The organism is Nonomuraea sp. GTA35, from assembly GCF_041950525.1.
GTDB lineage: Bacteria > Actinomycetota > Actinomycetes > Streptosporangiales > Streptosporangiaceae > Nonomuraea.
The window spans coordinates 34,124-54,935 of record NZ_JBGNUV010000018.1; the positions used below are offsets into that span (position 1 = coordinate 34,124).

Annotated in this window: 14 protein-coding genes; 6 read left to right on the forward strand and 8 right to left on the reverse strand. The window is 73.4% G+C overall.

Features of this window, described 5'->3' with window-relative positions:
- Positions 1-7 precede the first annotated feature (7 nt).
- The gene (locus ACBJ32_RS50550) at positions 8-2,053 is read right to left on the reverse strand and encodes a beta-galactosidase (protein WP_375133016.1); all 2,046 of its coding nucleotides are present in this window, start codon (positions 2,051-2,053) and stop codon (positions 8-10) included.
- Positions 2,054-2,234: 181 nt separating this feature from the next.
- Here ACBJ32_RS50550 and ACBJ32_RS50555 point away from each other — a divergent pair, with 181 nt between their 5' ends.
- From ACBJ32_RS50555 to ACBJ32_RS50580, 6 genes are all read left to right on the forward strand, one after another.
- Positions 2,235-3,551 carry an ABC transporter substrate-binding protein gene (locus ACBJ32_RS50555; RefSeq protein ID WP_375133017.1) on the forward strand — a complete coding sequence of 439 codons (1,317 nt, stop codon included), beginning with the start codon at positions 2,235-2,237 and terminating at the stop codon, positions 3,549-3,551.
- Complete coding sequence (locus ACBJ32_RS50560; protein WP_375133018.1) at positions 3,548-4,432, forward strand: carbohydrate ABC transporter permease; 885 nt, start codon at positions 3,548-3,550, stop codon at positions 4,430-4,432. The genes ACBJ32_RS50555 and ACBJ32_RS50560 overlap by 4 nt, the downstream gene beginning before the upstream one ends.
- A complete protein-coding gene (locus ACBJ32_RS50565; RefSeq protein WP_357879378.1) occupies positions 4,432-5,301 on the forward strand; it encodes a carbohydrate ABC transporter permease in 870 nt (289 codons plus the stop codon). The genes ACBJ32_RS50560 and ACBJ32_RS50565 overlap by 1 nt, the downstream gene beginning before the upstream one ends.
- On the forward strand, positions 5,298-6,293 hold the full coding sequence (locus ACBJ32_RS50570; protein ID WP_357879381.1) for a LacI family DNA-binding transcriptional regulator: 996 nt from the start codon (positions 5,298-5,300) through the stop codon (positions 6,291-6,293). Before ACBJ32_RS50565 ends, ACBJ32_RS50570 begins: the two co-directional genes overlap by 4 nt.
- A 68-nt stretch (positions 6,294-6,361) precedes the next feature.
- On the forward strand, positions 6,362-7,219 hold the full coding sequence (locus tag ACBJ32_RS50575; protein WP_375133019.1) for an SAM-dependent methyltransferase: 858 nt from the start codon (positions 6,362-6,364) through the stop codon (positions 7,217-7,219).
- Between the two features lie 165 nt (positions 7,220-7,384).
- The gene (locus tag ACBJ32_RS50580; RefSeq protein ID WP_375133020.1) at positions 7,385-8,926 is read left to right on the forward strand and encodes a DUF4082 domain-containing protein; all 1,542 of its coding nucleotides are present in this window, start codon (positions 7,385-7,387) and stop codon (positions 8,924-8,926) included.
- 7 nt (positions 8,927-8,933) lie between these two features.
- Here the strand turns inward: ACBJ32_RS50580 and ACBJ32_RS50585 are convergent, their stop codons facing one another.
- The 7 genes from ACBJ32_RS50585 to ACBJ32_RS50615 all read right to left on the reverse strand — a co-directional run bounded on the left by ACBJ32_RS50585 (position 8,934) and on the right by ACBJ32_RS50615 (position 20,358).
- The gene (locus ACBJ32_RS50585; protein ID WP_375133021.1) at positions 8,934-9,317 is read right to left on the reverse strand and encodes a YchJ family protein; all 384 of its coding nucleotides are present in this window, start codon (positions 9,315-9,317) and stop codon (positions 8,934-8,936) included.
- Between the two features lie 50 nt (positions 9,318-9,367).
- Positions 9,368-10,204, reverse strand: coding sequence for an NAD-dependent protein deacetylase (locus ACBJ32_RS50590; protein ID WP_375133022.1), 837 nt, complete (start codon positions 10,202-10,204; stop codon positions 9,368-9,370).
- A 14-nt stretch (positions 10,205-10,218) separates the two neighbouring features.
- Positions 10,219-12,000: an ATP-binding cassette domain-containing protein gene (locus tag ACBJ32_RS50595; RefSeq protein ID WP_375133023.1), complete on the reverse strand. Its 1,782-nt coding sequence runs from the start codon at positions 11,998-12,000 to the stop codon at positions 10,219-10,221.
- Positions 11,997-13,736: an ABC transporter ATP-binding protein gene (locus tag ACBJ32_RS50600; RefSeq protein WP_375133024.1), complete on the reverse strand. Its 1,740-nt coding sequence runs from the start codon at positions 13,734-13,736 to the stop codon at positions 11,997-11,999. The genes ACBJ32_RS50595 and ACBJ32_RS50600 overlap by 4 nt, the downstream gene beginning before the upstream one ends.
- 141 nt (positions 13,737-13,877) lie before the next feature.
- Positions 13,878-15,863: a hypothetical protein gene (locus ACBJ32_RS50605; protein WP_375133025.1), complete on the reverse strand. Its 1,986-nt coding sequence runs from the start codon at positions 15,861-15,863 to the stop codon at positions 13,878-13,880.
- Between the two features lie 227 nt (positions 15,864-16,090).
- Positions 16,091-17,515: a hypothetical protein gene (locus ACBJ32_RS50610; RefSeq protein WP_375133026.1), complete on the reverse strand. Its 1,425-nt coding sequence runs from the start codon at positions 17,513-17,515 to the stop codon at positions 16,091-16,093.
- The gene (locus ACBJ32_RS50615) at positions 17,515-20,358 is read right to left on the reverse strand and encodes a hypothetical protein (RefSeq protein WP_375133027.1); all 2,844 of its coding nucleotides are present in this window, start codon (positions 20,356-20,358) and stop codon (positions 17,515-17,517) included. Before ACBJ32_RS50615 ends, ACBJ32_RS50610 begins: the two co-directional genes overlap by 1 nt.
- Positions 20,359-20,812 lie beyond the last annotated feature (454 nt).

The window sequence follows — 20,812 nt, forward strand, 5'->3', positions numbered from 1 at the left end:
GGCTCTCCTAGGGTTGGGGGGTTTCCGCGACTGGTTCCGCGACTGGTCCTGCGGCTGGTTCCGCGACCGGTTCCGCGGCTGCTTCTGCGATGACCGTGACCGCGCCGGCCGGGACGGTGACCGGCCCGTCGTGCCGCACGCCGTCGAACACGCTCACGCCGCTCACCCCCTCGACCGTCACCGGCCGGTCGCCGTGGTTGATCAGGAAGACGTGGCCGCCCCTGCGCACCAGCTCCAGGCTGTCGGGCAGGCCGTGCGGGCGGGACACGCCCGCGTGGTCGAGCACCTGCGCGAGCAGCTCGCGCAGGCCGGTGACGAGGGCGGTGGCCAGGTACCAGGCGGTGCCGGCGCCCAGGTCGTGGCGGGTGACGGCGGGGTGGCCGGCGTCCGGCCCCCCGGCGAAGCCCCGGACCGTCACGGCGCCCGCCGGGCGGACCCGCTCCGACCAGACGCGCGCGACCTCACCGCCGGTCAGCGTCACCGTCTCGTGCTCGCGCAGGGGGTGGAACTCCTCGATCGACAGGCCGAGCAGCTCGCGCAGCGCGCCGGGGTGGGCTCCCGGGTGGATGGTGTCGTGCTCGTCCACGATGCCCGAGAAGTACGACACGAGCAGATGACCGCCCGCCTCGACGTAGCGGTGCAGGTTCTTGGCGGACGCCTCGGTCAGCAGGTACGAGCTGGGCGCCACCACCACCCGATATCCCGAAATATCAGAAGAAGGGTGGACGAAGTCCACCGTGACGTGCTCCCGCCACAACGCCTCGTAGAAGGCGTCCACCCGCTCCCTGAACGTCAGGTCCACCGACGGCCGCCAGTCCAGCTCCAGCGCCCAGTACGACTCCCAGTCCCACACGACCGCCACCTCGGCCCGCACCCGGCCGCCCCGGACGCCGGCGAGCCTGCGCAGGTCGGCGCCGAGCCGCACCACCTCGCGCCACTGCTCGGAGTCCGTCCCGGCGTGCGGCACCATCCCGGAGTGGAACTTCTCGGCCCCGAACCGCGAGGCCCTGAACTGGAAGAACAGCACGCTGTCGGAGCCGCGCGCGACGTGCGCGAGGCTGTTGCGGCGCATCTCGCCAGGGCGCTTGGCGAGGTTGCGCGGCTGCCAGTTGACCGCGCCCGCCGAGTGCTCCATGAGCATCCACGGCTCGCCGCCCGCCACCGACCGCGCCAGGTCGGCGGACATGGCCAGGTCGATGTGGTTGTCGGGCCGCTCGGCCTGGAGGTAGTGGTCGTTGGCGATCACGTCCAGCTCGCGGGCCCACTGCCACAGGTCGGTGGACTTGCAGTTGACGGTGCCGGCGAAGTTCGTGGTCACCGGGATGCCGGGGGTCAGCTCGCGCAGGATGTCGCGCTGCAGCGCGTAGTGCTCGCGGTGCTGGCCGTCGCTGAAGCGGGCGTAGTCGAGGCGCTGGGCCGGGTTGACGGCCGTGTGGTTGGCGCGGGGGGCGTCGATCTCGGACCAGTCGGTGTAGGTCTGGCCCCAGAACGTGGTGCCCCAGGCGTCGTTCAGCGCGGAGAGCTCGCGATAGGTCCGGCGCAGCCACGCGCGCCAGGCGGCCACGCTGTGCTCGCAGTAGCACTCGCCGAGCGGCGCGCCGTACTCGTTGTGCACGTGCCACATGACCACGGCCGGATGGCCGCGGTAGTGCTCGCCCAGCGCCCGCACCAGCCGCGCGGTCGCCTCGCGGAAGGCCGGGGCGCTGGAGCAGGCGCTCTGCCTGCCGCCGAACCCGATCCGCACGCCCTCCCTGGTCACCGGCAGCACGTCGGGATGCCGGGCCACGAACCAGGCCGGCGGGGCGGCGGTCGGCGTGGCCAGATCGACCGCGACGCCACCCGCGTGCAGCCGGTCGATGATCTCGTCCAGCCAGCCGAACTCGAAACGCCCCTGCGCGGGCTCCAGCAGCGCCCACGAGAACAGGCCCAGGCTGACCAGGTTCACCCCGGCCTCGCGCATGAGGGCCACGTCCTCTTCGAGGACCTCGCGCGGCCACTGCTCCGGGTTGTAGTCGCCGCCATAGGCGATCCCGGCCGGACGCTCCGGATACATCCATCCCCCTTGAAAGCTTCTGTGAACGTGCACAGTAGGACGCTCGGCAGCGAGAAGGGAACACCTTTCACCAAATTTCATGGTCTTGCAGGACATTAACGAGAACGTAACGACCCCTTGACGGTCGTTTCGGCGCTGTTCCACTCTGTGCACGTTCACAGAACCCCCCTGGAGGTACGCAATGCGCGCCAACCGCCTTGGAGCAGCCCTGGCCGTCGCACTCACGGCCACCCTCGCGAGCTGCGGCTCCAGCGAGCCCACCGAGAGCCCCGAGGCGGCGCAGAGCCAACCCGCCTCCGCCCAGGGCCCGGTCAAGCTCACGTACTGGACGTGGGCCCCCAACATGGACAAGATCGTCGAAGTCTGGAACAAGGCCCACCCCGACATCCAGGTGACGGTCAGCAAGCAGGCCGGCGGCGACGACGCGGCGGCCAAGTTCCTCACCGCGGCCAAGGCCGGCAACCCGCCGGACCTGGTGCAGGCCGAGTACCAGCACCTTCCCTCGTTCATCGCCGCCGACGCGGTCGCCGACCTCAAGGCCGAGACGGCCTCGATCAAGGGCGAGTTCTCCGAGGGCCTGTGGGGCCTGGTCACGCTGGGCACCGAGGCCGTCTACGGCATCCCGCAGGACAGCGGCCCGATGATGCTCTTCTACCGCCAGGACCTGTTCGACAAGTACGGCATCGCCGTGCCCAAGACCTGGCAGGAGTACGGCGAGGCGGCCCGCACGGTCAGGAAGAAGGACCCGAAGGCCTACCTCGGCACGTTCTCCAGCAAGGACCCGGGAGCGTTCACAGGGCTGGCCCAGCAGGCGGGCGCGCAGTGGTGGTCGATCAGCGGCGAGTCGTGGAAGGTGAACATCGCCGACGAGCCCACCAGGAAGGTCGCCGACTTCTGGGGCGCGCTGGTCAAGGAGGGCGCCATCGACGACATGCCGTACTTCACCCCCGAGTGGAACAAGGCGCTCAACGACGGCAAGCTGCTGACCTGGCCGTCGGCGGTGTGGGCGCCGGGCGTGCTGTCGAGCAACGCGCCGAAGGCCAAGGGCAAGTGGGCCGTCGCGCCGCTGCCGCAGTGGAACGCCGGGGAGAGCTTCAGCGGCTTCTGGGGCGGCTCGTCCACCGCCGTGTCGGCCAAGACCGCCAACAAGGCCGCCGCCGCGCAGTTCGCCACCTGGCTCAACACCGACCCGGCGGCCATCGAGCTGCTGGTCGAGGAGGCGGCCATCTACCCGGCCGCCACCAAGGCGCAGTCGGCGCTCGGCGAGGCGCCCGAGTACTTCGCCAACCAGCCCGACTTCTGGCAGCAGGCCGCCGCCGTCTCCGCCGGCGCCCGCGGCTTCACCTTCGGCCCGAACGTCGGCGTGACCTACAACGCCTTCAAGGACGGCTTCGACAAGGCGTTGCAGGACGGCACCCCGTTCACCGACGCCGTGCAGGGCATGCAGGACGCCACGGTCGCCGACATGCGCAAGTCCGGCTTCACGATCGCCTCATGAAGCGGTCGGAGAGGGGGCCCTGGCCCTACCTGTTCCTGACCCCCGCGATCGTGCTGTTCACGCTGTTCCTCGCGGTGCCCATCGGCTACACCGTCTACCTGGCGATGCGCCGTACCAGGGTGTCGGGGCTGGGGCTGGGCAGGGGCGCGCGGCGGGAGGTGTTCGTCGGGTTCGACAACTTCGCCGCCGCCCTGGCCGACGCCGAGCTGTGGAGCGGGTGGCTGCGCGTGCTCGGGTACGGCGTGCTGGTGCTGGTCGTCATGCTGGGGCTGGCGCTGCTGTTCGCGCTGCTGCTGGACTCGGCCCGGGTGCGGCTGGCGCGGTTCTCGCGGATCGCGATCTTCCTGCCGTACGCGGTGCCGGGCGTGGCGGCCACCCTGCTGTGGGGCTTCCTCTACCTGCCCTCGCTCAGCCCGATCAGGGACGTCCTGGACGTCGACTTCCTGGGCGCCACCACCGTCACGTACTCGATGGCGAACGTGGCGGTGTGGGGCGGGGTCGGCTTCAACATGCTCGTGCTCTACACCACGCTGCGGGCCATCCCCCGCGACCTGTACGAGGCCGCGCGGCTCGACGGCGCCTCCGAGTTCCAGATCGCCGTCCGGGTCAAGATCCCGATCCTGACCCCGGCGATCGTCCTGACGACCGTGTTCTCCATCATCGCGACGATCCAGGTGTTCACCGAGCCGACCACGCTGCGCCCGCTGACCAACACGATCAGCTCCACGTGGAGCCCGCTGATGAAGGTCTACCGCGACGCGTTCGTCACCGGCGACCTGTACTCGGCCGCCGCCACCTCGATCGTCATCGCGGCGATCTCGCTCGTCCTGTCGTTCGGTTTCCTGCGCGTGGTCCGCAGCCACGCCTTCAGGGAGGGCTGATGGCCGCGACCACCTCGCACCGCCGCACCCGGGCGGGTTTCGGCCGCCCGATCGGCGCCGTGCCGACCGCGCTGCTGCTGATCGGCGCGATCTACTGCCTGTTCCCGGTCTTCTGGGTGCTGATCGCGGCCACCAAGTCGCCGGGCGAGCTGTTCAGCACCGCCACCCTCTCCTTCGGCACGGGCTTCTTCGACAACGTGGCCGAGCTGTTCGCCTACCGCGACGGCGTGTTCTGGCTGTGGGCCGGCAACACGCTCCTCTACGCCGGCGGCGGGGCGCTGCTGTCCACCGCCGTCTCCGCGGTCTCCGGGTACGCGCTGGCGAAGTACCGCTTCCCCGGCCGCGACGCCATCTTCAACCTGCTCATCGGCGGCATCCTGGTGCCGGCCGTGGTGCTGGCCATCCCGCAGTACCTGCTGTTCTCCAAGATCGGCCTGGCCGACACCCACTGGGCCGTGCTGCTGCCGCAGATCCTGCACCCGTACAGCATCTACCTGGCCCGCATCTACGCCGCCGCGGCGATCCCCGACTCGCTGCTGGAGGCGGGCCGCATCGACGGGGCCGGCGAGTGGCGGCTGATGTCGCGGGTGGCGATGCCGCTGATGGTGCCGGGCATGGTGACGATCTTCCTGTTCCAGTTCGTGGCGATCTGGAACAACTTCCTGCTGCCGTTCATCATGCTGGGCGACGACGGCAAGTTCCCGCTCACGGTCGGCCTCTACACGCTGCTGATGGCGGGCGCGAACCAGCCCTCCCTCTACAACCTGATCCTGACCGGCGCCTTCCTGTCGATCGTGCCCTTGATCGCGCTCTTCCTCACCATGCAGCGATACTGGAAGACCGATCTGTCCTCGGGAGCCGTGAAGTGAAACGCCCAACGATCCACGACGTCGCCGCCGCCGCGGGGGTCTCCCGCGGCACGGTCTCCCGCCTGCTCAACGGCGACAAGTACGTGAGCCCGGCGGCGCGCGTGGCCATCGAGAGGGCCATCTCGGAAACCGGCTACGTGGTCAACCGCGCCGCCCGCAGCCTGGTCACGCAGCGTACGGGGTCGGTCGTCATGGTGCTGTCGGAGCCGCACGAGAAGCTGTTCGAGGACCCCAACTACAGCACGCTCATCCGGGTGGCCATCAGGATGCTGGCCGAGCGGGACCTGTCGCTGGTGATGATGCTGGCGGGCGACGAGGGCGACAGGGAGCGGGTGGTGCGCTACGTCCGCGGCGGCCACGCCGACGGGGTGCTGCTGGTCTCGACGCACGCGGGCGACCCGCTGCTCGACGCGCTGGGCGGCGGCCCGCCGGCCGTCTCCTGCGGCCCGGTCATCGGGCGCGAGACCGTCATCCCGTACGCCGCCGCCGACGACCGGCTCGGCGCCCGCCAGATGACCGAGTACTTCGTGAGCCTCGGCCGCAGGCGCATCGCGATGATCACCGGTCCCATGGACACGCCGGGCGGCATCCAGCGCCTGGAGGGCTTCGCCGACGTGCTCGGCCGCAAGGCCACCAAGCGGCTGATCGCGCACGGCGACTGGACGCAGGCCAGCGGCGAGCGGGCGATGACGGAGCTGCTGGAGCGCGCGCCCGACATCGACGCCGTCTTCGTCGCCTCCGACCTCATGGCGGCCGGCGCCCTGGCTGCGCTGCGCGCGGCGGGGCGGCGGGTGCCCGACGACGTGGCGGTGGGCGGGTTCGACGACTCGTCGGTGGCCGTCTCGACGCATCCGCCGCTGACGACCATCCGCCAGCCGCTGGCCGAGATGGCGCAGCAGACGCTGCGCCTGCTGCTGGCACTCATCGACGGGGCGGAGCACGTGGAACCGGTGATACTCCCCACGGAGCTGGTGATCCGCGAGTCGGCCTGACCCCGTCGGCGGGCGCAATCGCACGCCTTTCCCGACATATCAGCAATTCGGCAGTACGATCCCCTGAGTTGACGCACCCGAAGGAGCCCACAGTGGCCGACGGCGAGCGGGAGCAGGCACCCCAGGGGATCGACACCACCAAGCCCAACGTCTCCCGCGTCTACGACTTCATGCTCGGCGGCAAGGACAACTACGAGGCCGACCGGTGGATGGCGCACCTGGCGCTGGAGGTCGCCCCGGACGCTCCGGAGGCCGCGCGCGCCAACCGGGAGTTCCTCGGCCGGGTGGTCCGGTTCCTGGCCGCGGAGGCGGGCGTCCGGCAGCTCCTGGACATCGGCTCCGGCCTGCCCACCCAGGGCAACGTGCACGAGATCGCGCAGTCGGCCGCCCCCGGCACCCGCGTCGTCTACGTCGACAACGACCCGATCGTCCTGGTGCACGGCCGGGCCCTGCTCGCCGTGGACGAGGGCAGCACGACGGTGGTGGAGGCCGACCTGCGCGACCCCGACGCGATCATCGACGATCCCGAGGTGCGGCGGCTGATCGACTTCGACCGGCCGGTGGGGCTGCTGATGTTCGCCATCCTGCACCACCTGACCGACGAGGAGGACCCGGCCGGGATCGCCGCGCGCCTGGTGGACCGCCTGGCGCCGGGCAGCTACCTGGCCGTCTCCCACTTCCACAACCCGGGGCCGGCGTACCCGGAGGTGTCCAGGCAGGCGTTCGCGGCCGAGAAGATCTTCAACGAGACGCTGGGGACGGGGCGCTGGCGTACGCGCGAGGAGATCCTGGCCTGCTTCGACGGCCTGGACCTGCTGGAGCCCGGCCTCGTCCCGCTGCCTGAATGGCGCCCCGGCTCCGGCGACCGGGCCGAGCCCGGCATCACGTACCACACGTTCGTCGGAGCCGTCGCCCGCAAGCCCTGACCGGCGGCGGCCGACATTTAAACAGGGGTTTAGCGCCGTCCGTTTACGGCCTATTTCTCAGCTGAATGGCGATAACCGCGGCGGGTGTCTGACGGGGCATGGCACGATGGGCCCCATTCTTGATCGGATATTCCGGTGCGTGTTGCCTGCCATGGAGGCTCGCTCGTGAACGGGTCATATCACGTCGATCGAAAAGCACCGCGGCGCTTCCGGCAGCGGCCCGGCGTGGCCGTGCTGGTGGCGGGCGTCCTGGCGGGAGGGCTCGTGATCGTCAACCCCGCCGCGGCGCTGCCGGGGGCGGGCACGACGCAGGAGAGCTTCTGGTCCGCCTCCAGCCCGCTGTCCCCGCGGCTGTCGAACGGGCGGCGCCCCGTGGAGCTGGGCATGCGCTTCACCACCTCCCGGGCGGGCTCCGTGACGGCGCTGCGCTTCTACAAGCACCCCACGAGCTCGGACGGCCACACCGCCAGCCTCTGGGACGACCGGGGCAACCGCCTGGCCAAGGCGGCGTCCACGGTGGAGAGCGGCCAGGGCTGGCAGGAGGTGCGCCTGCCCAAGGGGGTGGCGCTCGCGCCGGGCAGGACCTACACGGTGTCGTATTTCAGCGCCGACGGCCGATATGCCGTCGTACCGCGTTACTTCACGCGGAATTCGCCGCGTACCGATTCCCTGCGCGCGCAGGCGCGCAATGGCGTGTACCGCTACGATTCCAGCGCATTTCCGCGGAGAACGAGCGCCGGGCACAACTATCTGGTGGACGTGGCCTTCCAACCGGCCACCACTTCCCCTTCGCCGTCACCATCACCGACGGTCACCCCGACCCCGACCGTCACCCCGACTCGGTCGGTCACCCCCACTCCTACCGTCACCCCCACTCCGACCGTGACACCCACCGGCACGCCCACGCCCTCGACCCCGGGCAGGCCCGACTGCGACCTGCCGAGACACCCCCGCCCGTCCTGCACCGGCGTGCCACCCGGCACCAGGCTCACCACCGTCAAGGGCAACGTCACCGCCGCCAGGAACGGCCAGGTCATCGACGGGCAGCACATCACCGGCGACCTCATCGTCACCGCGAACGACGTGGTCATCAGGAACAGCCGGATCGACGGCCTGATCACCAACTGGGAGACGGGCGGCTCGTTCACCATCACCGACTCCACGGTCGGCCCGCCCAGCGGCTGCGTCATCAACCAGGGCGTCGGCGAGAAGAACTTCAAGGCCGAGCGCATCAGCGTGCGCGGGTTCGACGACGGCTTCCGCATGTCGGGCAGGAACATCGTCGTCCGCGACTCCTACGTGAAGCTGTGCGGCCCGCCGACCAGCCACTCCGACGGCATCCAGGCGTACTGCCCCGGCAAGATCGTCTGCAGCGGGCTGGTGTTCGACCACAACACGATCGACCAGCGGCAGGCTCCCCAGCATTCCGACCCCATCAACCTGGTGGACAAGAACCTCAGCGCGGTGACCGTCACCGACAACCTCGTGGCCGGCGGCAACTACAGCCTCCTGCTGAAATGGCACTCGGGGCCGAAGTGGAAGGTCTCCGGGAACAAGATCGTCCAGGGGGCGTGGGACTTCGGCGCCGTCAGCTCCGAGGACACCTGCGAGAACATCGACTGGGGCCCCGGCAACGCCATCGTCACCATCGACCACGACTACCGGATCACCAAGACGGTGCAGACGCTGACGCGCTGCGTCGAGTGACGGCCCGCTAGCCGTTCAGGGCGCCCGCGTAGACCCAGCGGCCGTCGAGGCGCACGAACCTGCTGTGCTCCTCCATCTCGCCCGGCTTCCCGCGCTCCAGGTAGTGGGCGCGGAAGCGGACGGTGCCCTCGGTGTGCACGACGCTGCCGCCGGTGCTCCCCAGCACCTCCAGCCGCACCCACCTGACCCGCTTGTCCAGGTCGAGCCGGGGCGGGCGGGCGGAGGGATGCCAGGTGCGCAGCAGGTACGCCTCGTCCCCCACGCCGAACGCGCTGAACCGGGAGCGCATGAGCTGCTCGGCGGTGGCCGGCGCGGCCTCGCCCCGGTGGAAGCGGCCGCAGCAGTCCTGGTAGGGGGCGGGCAGGCCGCACAGGCACGTACGAGGAGGCATGCGCCCCATTCTGCCGCGCCCGCGACGGTGCCGCCCCCGGCAGGCCGCGTTCAGCAGGCCGACTCCAGCCGGGCGGCGAGGTCGGTCAGCGTGGCCCCGAGCGGGGCGTTCAGGGTGAGGGTGGCGTCGGCGTCGCCGCCGGTCGGGCCCTGGTTGACGATGGCGATGGGGATGCCGAGCGCCGCCGCCTTCGTCACGAACCGCAGCCCCGACCTGATCGCCAGCGACGACCCGAGCACGAGCAGCGCCCGGGCCCCGCCCACGACGGCGAAGCACTCGTCCACGCGCGGCCTGGGCACGTTCTCGCCGAAGAACACCACGTCGGGTTTGAGCACGCCGCCGCAGCCGGCGCAGCCGACCACGCGGAACCCGGCCACCTGCTCGTCGGTGAGCACGGCGTCGCCGTCGGGGTTGATCCGGCCGCTGGCCTCCCAGTCCGGGTTGGCCTCGCGCAGGCGGCGCTCCAGCTCCGCGCGCGGGGTGCGCTCCCTGCACGACAGGCAGACGACGCGGTCGAGCCCGCCGTGCAGCTCGATCACCCGCCGGGCGCCGGCCGCCTGGTGCAGGCCGTCCACGTTCTGGGTGACGATGCCGGCCAGCAGCCCGCGCCGCTCCAGGTCGGCCACGGCCCGGTGGCCGGCGTTGGGCCTGGCGGTGCCGATCTGCCGCCAGCCGACGTGGCTGCGCGCCCAGTAACGTTGCCGGGCCTCGGCGCTGCCGACGAACCGCTGGTACGTCATCGGCTCGGCGCGCCTGGCCCGGCCGGTCGGCCCCCGGTAGTCGGGGATGCCCGACTCGGTCGACAGGCCGGCCCCGCTGAGCACGGCCACCCGCCCCGGAGCGACCAGCTCGACCAGCTCCGCCACGCTCGTGGTGCTTGGTGTCACCCCTCCATGGTGCCTCAACCGCCGGTCTGCTCCTCCGCCTCCGCGATCAGCTCCGCGTGCCACAGCCGCCGCATCTCGGGGCAGCTCTCCAGCAGCTCCTCCAGCCGCCCGCGACCGGCGACGCGGCCCCGGTCGAGGACGATCACCTGGTCGGCGCGTTCGAGCGCGGCCTGCCGGTGGGAGACGACCAGCACGGTCCCGGGGCCGCGCCCGGCGATCCGCTCCCACAGGAGCTGCTCGGTCTCGACGTCCAGCGCGGACGACAGGTCGTCCACCACCAGCAGGTCGGGCTCGCGGACGAGGGCGCGGGCGGCGGTGGCGCGCTGCACCTGCCCGCCGGACAGCCGCACCCCGCGCGGCCCGACGACCGTGCCGAGCCCGTCCGGCATCCCGGCCAGGTCCTGCTCGAACGCCGCCAGCTCCAGCGCCCGCCGCGCGTCGTCGTCGCCGGCGGGCAGGCCGAGCAGCAGGTTCTCCCGCAGCGTCGCCGAGAACAGGCGCGGCACCTGGCCCGCGTACGCCGTGCGGCCGGGGACGAGGAACGTGCCCGGGTCCGCCACCGGGGCGCCGTTCCACGAGATCGAGCCCCCGTCCAGCGGCAGGAGGCCGAGCAGGGCGCGTACCAGCGTGGTCTTGCCCGCCCCCACGGCCCCCGTGATCACTGTGAACGTGCCGCGTTCGAGGCGCAGGTCGACGCCGTGCAGCGCGCCGCGCACGGTGAGCCCGCGCGCTTCGAGCACCCGCAGCGGATCGGCGTGCCGGGGCGGCGGCGCGGCGGGCGGCGGGTCGCGGTGCAGCCAGACGTCGGCGCCCCGCGACAGGGTGCCGGCGTCCTCGTGCGGCGCCATGAGCCCGGTGAGCCGCTCGGTGGCGACCGCCGCCTGCGGCAGCCGGTAGAGGATCGTGCCGATCGAGCGGGGCAGCGCGGTGAGCCAGCCGATGTAGCTGGTGAACAGCGCCAGGTCCCCGACGGTGAAGTCGCCGCCGCGCATGGCGGGCGCGGCCAGGAGCAGCACGAGCCCGGTGCTGAGCTCGATCGTCGTGGTGGTCGCGGCGCTCAGCAGGTCGGTCGCCATGCGGTCCCTGACGGCCGCGTCGCGCCGCCGCCGGTTGTGCTCGCGCAGCCGTTCCAGGGCCGCCGCCTCGGCCCCCGCCGTCTTGAGCGCGAGCGCGCCGCCGAACACCTCGCCCACGTACGCCGTCACAGCCGCGCCGAGCCGCCTGGCCCGCCGGTGCAGCCGCGCCACCGCCCGCCGCATCGTCCTGCTCAGCACCCCGATCGCGATCATCGGCAGGGCCAGCACCAGCGTGATCACGGGATCGACGGACGCCATGATCGGCAGGGCCGCGGCGGCGAACAGCGTCGTACCGGCCAGGCTGACGCTCTCGTCGGTGAAGTCCACCGCGTCGGCCACGTCGTCCCGCAGCCGGGCGACGGCCTCGCCCGAGGAGTGCGGCAGCCGCGCGGCGGCCGGCCCGCGCGCGGTCAGCACGGAGCGCAGCACGTTGGCGCGCAGCAGGGTCGCCGCCGCGTTCCACCAGTACACGCCGTACGTCCACGCGACGACCATCACCAGCCCGCGGACGAGCTCGACCCCCACGAACGCCGCGCACCACCACAGCGTGGCCCGCAGGGCGGCCGGCTGGTGCCCGCTGATCTGGTCGAAGACCTGCTGCAGGATGAGCCCGCCGGCCAGCGGGATGACGTGGACGGGCAGCCACAGCAGCGCCCCGACCAGATACCGGCGCAGGTCGAACGTGGCCAGCCGGGTGGCCACCAGCATCACCGGCCTCACCGGCCCACCCCCGCCAGGTCGAGCAGCCGGCCGAACCTGCTGCCCGGATCCGCGGCGAGCTCGTCGCGGCGACCGTACTCGACGATCTTGCCGCGGTGGAGCACCGCGATCTTGTCCACCCGGGACAGGGACGACAGGCGGTGCGCGATGATCACGCCGGTCCTGCCTTCGAGCAGCCGGCCGACGCTGTCCTCGATGCGCCGCTCGGTGGCCGGGTCGAGGCGGCTGGACGCCTCGTCGAGGACGACGAGCCCGGGATCGGCCAGGAACGCCCGCGCGAACGCCAGGAGCTGCGCCTGCCCCGCCGACACGCCGCGCAGCTCGGTGTCGAGCCCGTCGGGCAGCCCGGCCGCCCACTCGCCGAGCCCGACCCCGTGCAGCACCTCCATCAGCCGCTCGTCGCCCGGCGACGGCCTGAACAGCGTCAGGTTGTCCCGCACGCTCGCCGCGAAGAGCTGCACGTCCTGGGTGACCACGCCGATCCTGGCGCGCAGCGAGCGCGGGTCGGCCTCGCGCAGGTCCACGCCGCCCACGCGCACGGCGCCCTCGACGGGGTCGTGCAGCCGCAGTACGAGCCTGGCCAGGGTGGTCTTGCCGCTGCCCGTGCGCCCGACCAGGCCCAGCGTCTCGCCGGGCGCCAGCGTCAGGTCGATCCCCGACAGCACCTGCTCGTTGTCCGGGTAGGAGAACGCGACCCCTTCGACGCTCAGGCCGAGCGGCCCGGCGCCCGGCAGCGGGCGCGTGCCCGGGGTGAGCGCGGGCCGCTCGGCGAGCAGCGCCGCGATGCGGGCCAGGCCGGCCAGGGCCGCCTGGTACTGCCTGAGCTGGTCGATCAGCCGCTCGAACGGCGTCCGCACCATGAGCGTGTACTGGAAGAGCAGCACGGCCGTGCCCACCGTGAGCGCGCCCGTCTCGATGGTCCATGCGGCCAGCCCCAGCATGATGGCCGTGCCGGCGGCGAAGGCCACGGAGGTGCCGGCGAGCAGCGCGGTGCCGATGCGGGCGTCGCGGTGCTCGGCGCGGAAGAGGGCGGCCGCGACCTGGTGGAAGCGTCGCACGGTGTGCTCGCCCGCGCCGTTGGCCCTGAGGTCCTCGACGCCTGCCAGGCGCTCCTCGAGGGTGCCGAACAGCGTGGCGCTCGCGGCGCGGGACCGGGCCGCCGACGGCACGGCCAGCCGCTGGGCGCGGGCCATGCCGTACCCGATGAGCAGGCAGTACGCCAGCAGCGCGGCCCCGATGCGCCAGTCGACGGCGAACACGACGACGACCACGCCGGCCAGGAGCAGCACGCTGGCCACGACGTCCAGCAGGAACGCCACGACGAAGTCGGCGACCGCCACGACGTCGCCGTCCACCCGCTCGATCAGCTCGCCGGGCGTGTGGCGGCCGTGGAAGGCCAGGTCGAGGCCGAGCGCGTGGCCGGTGAGGCGCTCGCGCAGGCGGTTGGTGCCGTCCCAGGCGAGCCTGCTGGCCAGCCACGCGGTCACCATCCTGGCGGCCTGGCCCGCCACGGCGAGCGCGAGGTAGCCGAGGGCGACCAGCGTCAGGTGCCGGATGCTCGCGCCGCCGATGGCGTCGTCGACGAACCGCCGGGTCACCTGCGGCGCGGCCAGCGGGAGCGCGGTCGCGGCGGCGATCGCCGCGGCCAGGGCCGCGGTGGCGCCCGGTCCTGGGCGGAGCAGCCGGAGGACGGCGGAACTAGGTGATGATGAGGTCTCCGGATCGAACGATCTCAAGAAGCGTCATGCCCTTTGCGTCGGAGGATTCACTGAGCTGAGGGATCATGAACGCTGCAGCCATCGTGGGCCTCCTCGCGGTGGTAGGGCCGGTCTTCCGTCGGGGAGTACACCAGGCCCGGGTGCGGCCCGGCAACCGAATTACCGGGCCGCGGGTCGTACGACGCAGCCCAGCCGCAGCTCCGCGCACTGCTCGCGGCCGTCCACCCGCCACCAGAGCTGCCCGGGGGCGGGCAGCATCTCGGTGATCAGCACCTCGGCCGGGTCGTGCCTGGCCAGCTCCTCGACCGCGAACGGGTCGCAGAAGTCGACGTAGCAGGGGCGGGGGTCGGCGGGGTGGTGGACGAAGACGTGGCGGGGCAGGGATCGTTCGCGGCGCAGGCGGTGGAGGGCGAGCCAGCGGTCGAAGGCGTCGGCGCCGCGTTCCTGCGGGAGGTGGACGCGCCAGCGGGCCCGCTGGTAGATCAGGTCGTCGATCAGGATGCGAGGGGTGTGGGCGCCGAGGTCGATCTCGGGCGGCCGGCTGCGTCCCGGCCGCGCGCGGGCGACCACCGGCCCGGCCTCGGGAGCGGGCTCCAGCGCGGGATCCGGCGCAGCAGCGGACTCGGGCGCGGGCACGGTATCGGGCGCGGTATCGGGCGCGGAATCGGGCGCGGAATCGGGCGCAGGGCCGGGCTCGGGAAGGCCGTCGCGGAGCGTGTGGGGTGCGGAGTGCAGCCTGGCGTGGAGGCCTTCGTACAGGGGGCGGCAGTCGTCCCGGACGCCGCACAGCAGCCACGTCGCCTCGTCCAGGTGCGGGCCGACGGCCATCAGCTCCGGGCCGGGGAGGCGGGGGGCGGGGCCGTCCGGCGCGAGGTCCCACAGGCGGGCGGTGGCGCGGGCCACGTCCTGGGCGGTCAGCCGGACGACGTCCTGCCCGGCACGGCCGAGCGCCTCAGCCGCCAGCCTGGCGAGGGCGGCGGTGAGCGCGCTCGTGCGGGCGGGGTCACCGGCGAGCAGCGTGGCCAGGTGCCACAGCGGCAGCACCGCCGTGAGCGCTTCCCGCAGTCCGGCCAGTGCCCCGCCGCCGATCGTGAGGCGCTCGCTGTACGGGCTGGACCGCTCCTCGCGGAAGACCTCGTGACGCTGCGGTCCTCGCACCCCGCCACTCCCCGGCCGCCCGCCCCACCCGTGCGGATGAGGCCGCCCCGCCACCCCGGACCGACGGCCGGGCGCCAACGCCTCACCGGCGCCAAGCGGCCCATCCACGTCGGGACCAGGCCGCTCACCCGAGGCGACCCGATCACCAGAACGGGGCCGATCGGCCGAGTCAGGCCGATCGACGGGGCCGAGTGCTGCGAGGCGGGCGGCTTCGTGGTGCTGGGCGCGCTGGGGCCAGGACGTGCTCGCGTACCGGGCGCGGAGCTCCTCCGCCCGGCTCGCGTCCCCGAGGTGCCGGGTCAGCCAGTCGCCCACCTCGACGATCACCCGCTCGGGGCCCGGCTCGCCCACGCGCAGCGCCGCGCCGCCGCTGCCGGGCGCGAACCGCGCGTACAGGACAGGCCCGCCACCCCCACCACCCACCGTTAAGCGCCGCAGTTGCCGGTGAGCGGTCGCGCTGAGCAGCCGGGAACGCCTCGCCGTGCCGTCTCCCGGCCTCCGGGCCAGCGGATGCCGCACGATCGCCTGGTAGAAGGCGGGGTCGGCGAGGAAGGCGGCCTGCCGTACGGACTCGTCGTCGTACGCCTCGGCGACCTTGCGCCGGGTCACGAGCCGGGCGGTGGCGTAGGCGCTCCTGGCTGCCGCCCGGGCCGCGCCCGCCACGACCACGGCGGACTGCCAGCGCCGCGCCCACTCCCCCAGCCCGAGCGACTCCACCAGCCCCAGCTCCTCCCCGGTCAGCGGCATCCCGGCGCGTACGCTCTTGATGCAGCGCCTGGCCTGGGCCCGCCGCTCGGGGTTGAGCCGCAGAACGCTGCCGCGCATGGGAGCGGCGAGCCGCTCGAAGCACTGCCGCTCGGCGGCCAGCCGGCGTTCGGCGGCGAGCAGCCGTTCGCTGAGTCGCCGCAGGCCGGGATGGCCGAGCCCGTCGAGCAACGACACCGGCAACCCGGTGGTCCGCAGCAGGAACCACGGACGCAACTCCACCACCAGCTCCCCACGCCCAGCAGGAACCGCCCAGGACATCACCGGCGCCCCACTGCCGGGTGGCCCGCCCGGCCCAGCATCACCCCCACCACCGACGCTCCAGGCCGCACGGCCCACCACCAGCTCGCCCCCACCGACGCTGCCGGGTGGCCCGCCCTGCCCCGTCCCGTGACTCCGGTCCAAAGCCTGCTCAGCGGCCCGCGGGTGCCCGCCGGGCCGCGGGCCGCTCACCCGCGCCCCCTCGGCGCCCCGGGCCCGCACGGATCCCCCATGGTCGCCGGCGTCTCCGCGGCGACGGTGCAGGCGGCGAGCCGTCCGGGCGGGAGGCCGTGCAGCCGGTCGCGCCAGGTCCTGATCGTCCTCGCCACCTCCCACTCGCGCATGGTCTCGGGCGCGTCGAACTCGATCCAGCGAGTCAGGTCGTGCCCCGCGCGTGGCGGGAAGCGCACGCTGTGCCCGGCCCAGACCGTACGGATGCCCATCCGGTACGGCCGCAGCCCGCCGAGCCGCACCCCGCCGGGCCCGTCGGCCAGCAGCTCCAGCGACTCCCCCACGACGCCCGCGTCGATCCCCGGCGCCCCCACCGCCAGCTCGCACGTCACCGGCGCCGCCACCGGGATCGCGGCCAGCAGGCGGCGCAGGTTGACGGTCATGCCGTTGAGCCCGGTCACGGCGGCCAGGAAGTCGATGCGCGTCACGATGATCGTCAGCCCACGGCAGCGGGCCAGCGCGCCGAGGGGGAACGCCGCCACCCGCACCGCGTCCAGCCGCCCTGCCCACGGCCCGCTCACGGGCGGCACGTCCATCCCGGTCACCCAGCGCACCGGGGCCTGCGACCCGTCCACCCGGTGCGCGCGGGCGCCCGCACCATCCGCCCAGCGCAGGCTGGCGTCCGCCTCGCCCGCCCACCGTGCCGGAGTGTCCGCCTCGCCCGCCCACCGCGCAGGGACGTCCGCCTCGCCCGCCCACCGTGCCTGGGCGTCCGGCTCGCCCGTCCACCGCGCGGGGATGCCCGGCTCGCCCGCCCCGTGCGCGGGGGTGCGGGAGCCGCCCGCGTACCAGCTCTGCCGGATCACCCGCTCGGGCGACCAGTTCAGCCATTCGGCCCCGGCCAGCTCCGGGACCCGCCGCAGCGCCCCGACCTGCTCGGCCACGAGCCGCCCGCACAGCGTCACCCGCTCCGCTCCCAGCGCCCGCACCAGCGCGAACGCGGCGGGAAGCTGCCGCTCGCCGTCCACCACGACGTGCACGCGCCGCTCCTTGGCCGCCTCCACGGCCTGCTCGACCTCGGGCCGGAACAGCTCGCACCTGGCGGCGGCGGCGAGCACGTCGCGGCTGCTCTGCGTGCTGCCCTCGGCGAGTTCGAGGCCGTCGATGCTGAGCCGGAGCGCGGGGTCGCCCGCCAGGCGCAGCGCCGTGCCGACGGCTCGCAGGTGCGCGTCGTCGTACGCCGCCCGCTCGATGACGGCCGCCGCCCGCCCGGTCAGCGCGGTGTGCGGCCCGTCGTGGCGGCGCCCGGCGGCGGCGCGCAGGCGGGCGGGGTCGGCGAGGCGTTCGACGATGCCGGCTCCCAGGTCGAGCACCTCGGCCCCGGGCGGCGGGACGATCTCGGTGGTGAAGTCGGTGAAGGGGGGAATGACGAGAAGTTCCATCAACCGCTCTCTCCGGGCCAGGGGTAGGGGTGCGACTGCTGAACGGGCCCGTGCGGCTGTTGGGCCGGGCCGCGAAGCTGCTGAACGGGCCCATCGGACGGCTGGACCGGGCCGTGAAGCTGCTGGAGGGGACCGTAGAACTGCTGGACGACGCGGTTCGGTTGCCGGGCAACCCGGTTCGCCTGCTGCCCGGTACCGCTACGGGACACCACACCCGGTCGCGAACCGGCCCCACCGGACCGCGCGCCCCCCGCCTGCGCGCCTCCGGACCGCACGGCCTCCGCCTGCGCGGCTCCGGACCGTGCGATGTGGCCACCCGGCGCCGAAGAGCCCGCCGGCCGCAGGTAGACGCAGCGCAGCTCGGCCGCGAACCGCCGTTCCCCCTCCCGCAGCCAGCAGGCCTCCGGCCCCGGCAGCACCTCCGTCATCGTGACCCGATCGGCGGTGGCGGCCAGCCGGGCCAGCGCTTCGAGCAGCGCGGGCGAGCGCGTGTCCACGTACAGGGAGCGGCGCTCCCGGGGCGTCGAGGCGAAGAACGCGACCGGCAGCTCGTGGACCTCCCGCAGGCGCGCCATCGCCACCAGCAGCTCGCGGTCGCCCCCGGCCTGCCCGAGCGCCTCGAACGCGGCCCGCACCAGCCGCCACCGCCGCCGCGAGATGACCACGTTGTCCCAGGTCAGCCGGGGCACCCGGACCAGGTCACCGAGCCGCGGCGGCCGGATCCTGGGCAGCGCGAACGCCGTGTGCAGCGCCGTGTCGTGCTCGCCGTTGTGCAGCAGCAGCGGCTCCTCCATCCCCTTGGCGTGCAGGACGGCACGCTGCCCGTCGCTGTGCACGTACAGCTCGTCGAGCCCGATCCGCCGCCGCCGCGGGTCGGCCGCCACCCCGCCGAGCTCCAGCACGGGCCCGGGCAGCTCCAGCGGCGGCACGCCGTCGGTGCGGCGGGAGATGACGTTCAGCACGGTGAACCCGGACAGCACCCGCCTGATCTCGGTGTCCCGCTCGGCCAGGCAGGCGGCGGCTTCCTCGTGGAACTGCAGCGCCCACGGCGTGAGCAGCACCGTGTCGTGCAGCCGGCTGAGGACCAGCGGGGTCACGCCCGTCTCGTACGCCTCCAGCCCGGGCGCGGCCACCATGACGTCGGCCGAGCAGAGGACCGGGGCGGCGGGCGGGGCGGGCTCGCCGAGCAGGCCGGCGAGGTTCAGTTCGGGGACGTCGGCGGGGGCCTCGCGGACGAGGGCGGCGATGCGCGCGGCCAGCCGGTCGCCGTGCTCGATCTCCAGGTCGCCGGTCGAGCGCAGGACCTCGGCCAGCTCGTACGTGCCGGGCCCGAGCCGCCCGGCCAGCAGCCGGTTGGTGCGCTGCCTGGTCAGCTCGGCCTCCTCGGCGAGCAGGTCGAGCGCCCTGGGCACGCGGCCCCGCAGGTCGGCGGCGAGCGTGTCGCCGACCGTGACGTGCAGCGTGCCGGCGGCGGCCTCGTGCACGATCGCCCGGTCGTCGCGGCCCCCGCCTCCGGCCAGCGCCTCGATCCGCCGCTGCACGGCCAGTTTCACGTCGGGCGAGGCGCCGGGGTACTGCGCGAGCAGCTCGCTGATCTCGCCGACGCGCCGGCCGAGCGGCAGGTCGGCGTCCTGGGGCGGCCGCGAGCCGATGATCGCCCGCGAGCGCTGGGCCGGCACGCCGGTACGGGCCGCGAACGCCCGCCCGGGCACGCCCGGCGCCAGCAGCCTGCGTGCCCGCGCGCCACAGCCCTCCTCATCTCGGGCGCCGCCCCGCCCGGTATGCCCCTCCACCTCGGCACACCCGCACTCGCAGCTCGCCGAGGCAGCGGCCCGCCCGTGCCCGGCAGGGCTCGGTCCGGCGGCGTCCCCCGCTGTCACCCGCACCCCCCTGGCGGCCAGCCGCTCGCGCAGCCAGCCGAGGGTGTCGCAGACGGTGGCGGGCGGGCACAGGTCGTGGGTGAGCAGCCCGCGCCGCACGGCCACGGCCAGCGCCGCCGCGGCCCGTTCGATGCCCGCACCGGTAGCGGCGGCGATCTCGGCCAGCGTGCGCGCTCCGTCGCAGTGCCCCACGAAGGCGGCGCCGTCGAGCACCTCGCCCGTCCACGTCTTGCGCCCCGGCACCAGCCCGGCGACGAGCGCGGGCTCGGCGAGCACGCGCTGCTGCAGCGCCTCGCCCACCCGCGCGGCCGGGAACGCCACCCGCCGCGCGTACCCGCAGGCCCCCGCCCACGTGTAGCCTCCGCCTTCCCCGGCGGCGACGGCCCCGTAGTTGACGGGCCCGTAGCAGCCCGCCGTCTCGCACGACGCCGACAGCCGCTGCACCTGCTCGGCGAGCTCGCGGCGGGTCTTGCCGCCCTTGGCCCCGTGCCGCAGGTCGCGGTAGAGGGCGGGCGAGGAGCACACGAGCGCGTCGAGGAACCGTTCGTCGGCCACGATCCCGGCCACGGCGGCCCTGCCGAGCGCGGCGTCTCCCGAGACCAGGCCGGCCAGCGTGAGCCTGGCCTCCTCCAGCCGCCCGGTCACGTCGTTCCACGACGTCAGCCAGCCTGCCGGGCCGGGCGTGCCGTCCGGCAGGGGCCGCAGATCGCGCAGGCGGCTGCGCAGGCCACGCCGCAGCCGCCCGCTTCCCGCCCGTCCGCTGGGCGCTCCGGACGGGCGGGCGTCGGTTTCGCGGCCGGGCGCCTCGGCGAGCAGGTCGAGTGCCCGGCGCTCCAGCCGCACGACCGCCGCGGCGGCCTCCGCCGCCCTGGGGTGGACGAGGGACAGGACGAGCTCCCAGGGGAACCCGGCGCTCCGGACGACCACGGCCGGCAGCAGGGTCCAGTCGTGCTCGATGTCCATATGAGCCTCTCCCTTTCCCAGGCATGAATTCGCCGTTCGCGTCTTGACTCAGATATTTACAAGATCATTTTCTTGTGTCAATGAGTTTGCGGATTAGAAGAAAATGAGAACCCGGCACCCCGCCTGCAAAACCCCGAGGATAATTGACGGCCAACGCCGGCAAACCCCACCATATAGGGCAGCACTGTTTACTTTCCGTAGCCGTTCGTCCTATCCTCGCAGTACAGAGCGTCAATGCCACACCTCGGACGCCCAGTTGAAATGACAACGAACTCGAATTTCGACATGCCTGCCGGGGCGCGGTTTATCCGCCATTCAAAACACGGTGACAACCCGCCGGATAATCGCGCCGGCACGCCCGGGAGGCGTTCTCATTTGCGCGCCAGGGCAAGGTGCGGTCAAGCGCGCGTGCCAGCGCGCCGGAGAGGAGAAACAGACTGATAGAAGGTGACAT

Coding starts and splice junctions, on each gene's coding strand:
- ACBJ32_RS50585 (WP_375133021.1), bottom strand. CDS start 9,317: ATGCCTCCTCGTACGTGCCTGTGCGGCCTGCCCGCCCCCTACCAGGAC.
- ACBJ32_RS50615 (WP_375133027.1), bottom strand. CDS start 20,358: ATGGACATCGAGCACGACTGGACCCTGCTGCCGGCCGTGGTCGTCCGG.
- ACBJ32_RS50560 (WP_375133018.1), top strand. CDS start 3,548: ATGAAGCGGTCGGAGAGGGGGCCCTGGCCCTACCTGTTCCTGACCCCC.
- ACBJ32_RS50550 (WP_375133016.1), bottom strand. CDS start 2,053: ATGTATCCGGAGCGTCCGGCCGGGATCGCCTATGGCGGCGACTACAAC.
- ACBJ32_RS50565 (WP_357879378.1), top strand. CDS start 4,432: ATGGCCGCGACCACCTCGCACCGCCGCACCCGGGCGGGTTTCGGCCGC.
- ACBJ32_RS50610 (WP_375133026.1), bottom strand. CDS start 17,515: ATGGAACTTCTCGTCATTCCCCCCTTCACCGACTTCACCACCGAGATC.
- ACBJ32_RS50555 (WP_375133017.1), top strand. CDS start 2,235: ATGCGCGCCAACCGCCTTGGAGCAGCCCTGGCCGTCGCACTCACGGCC.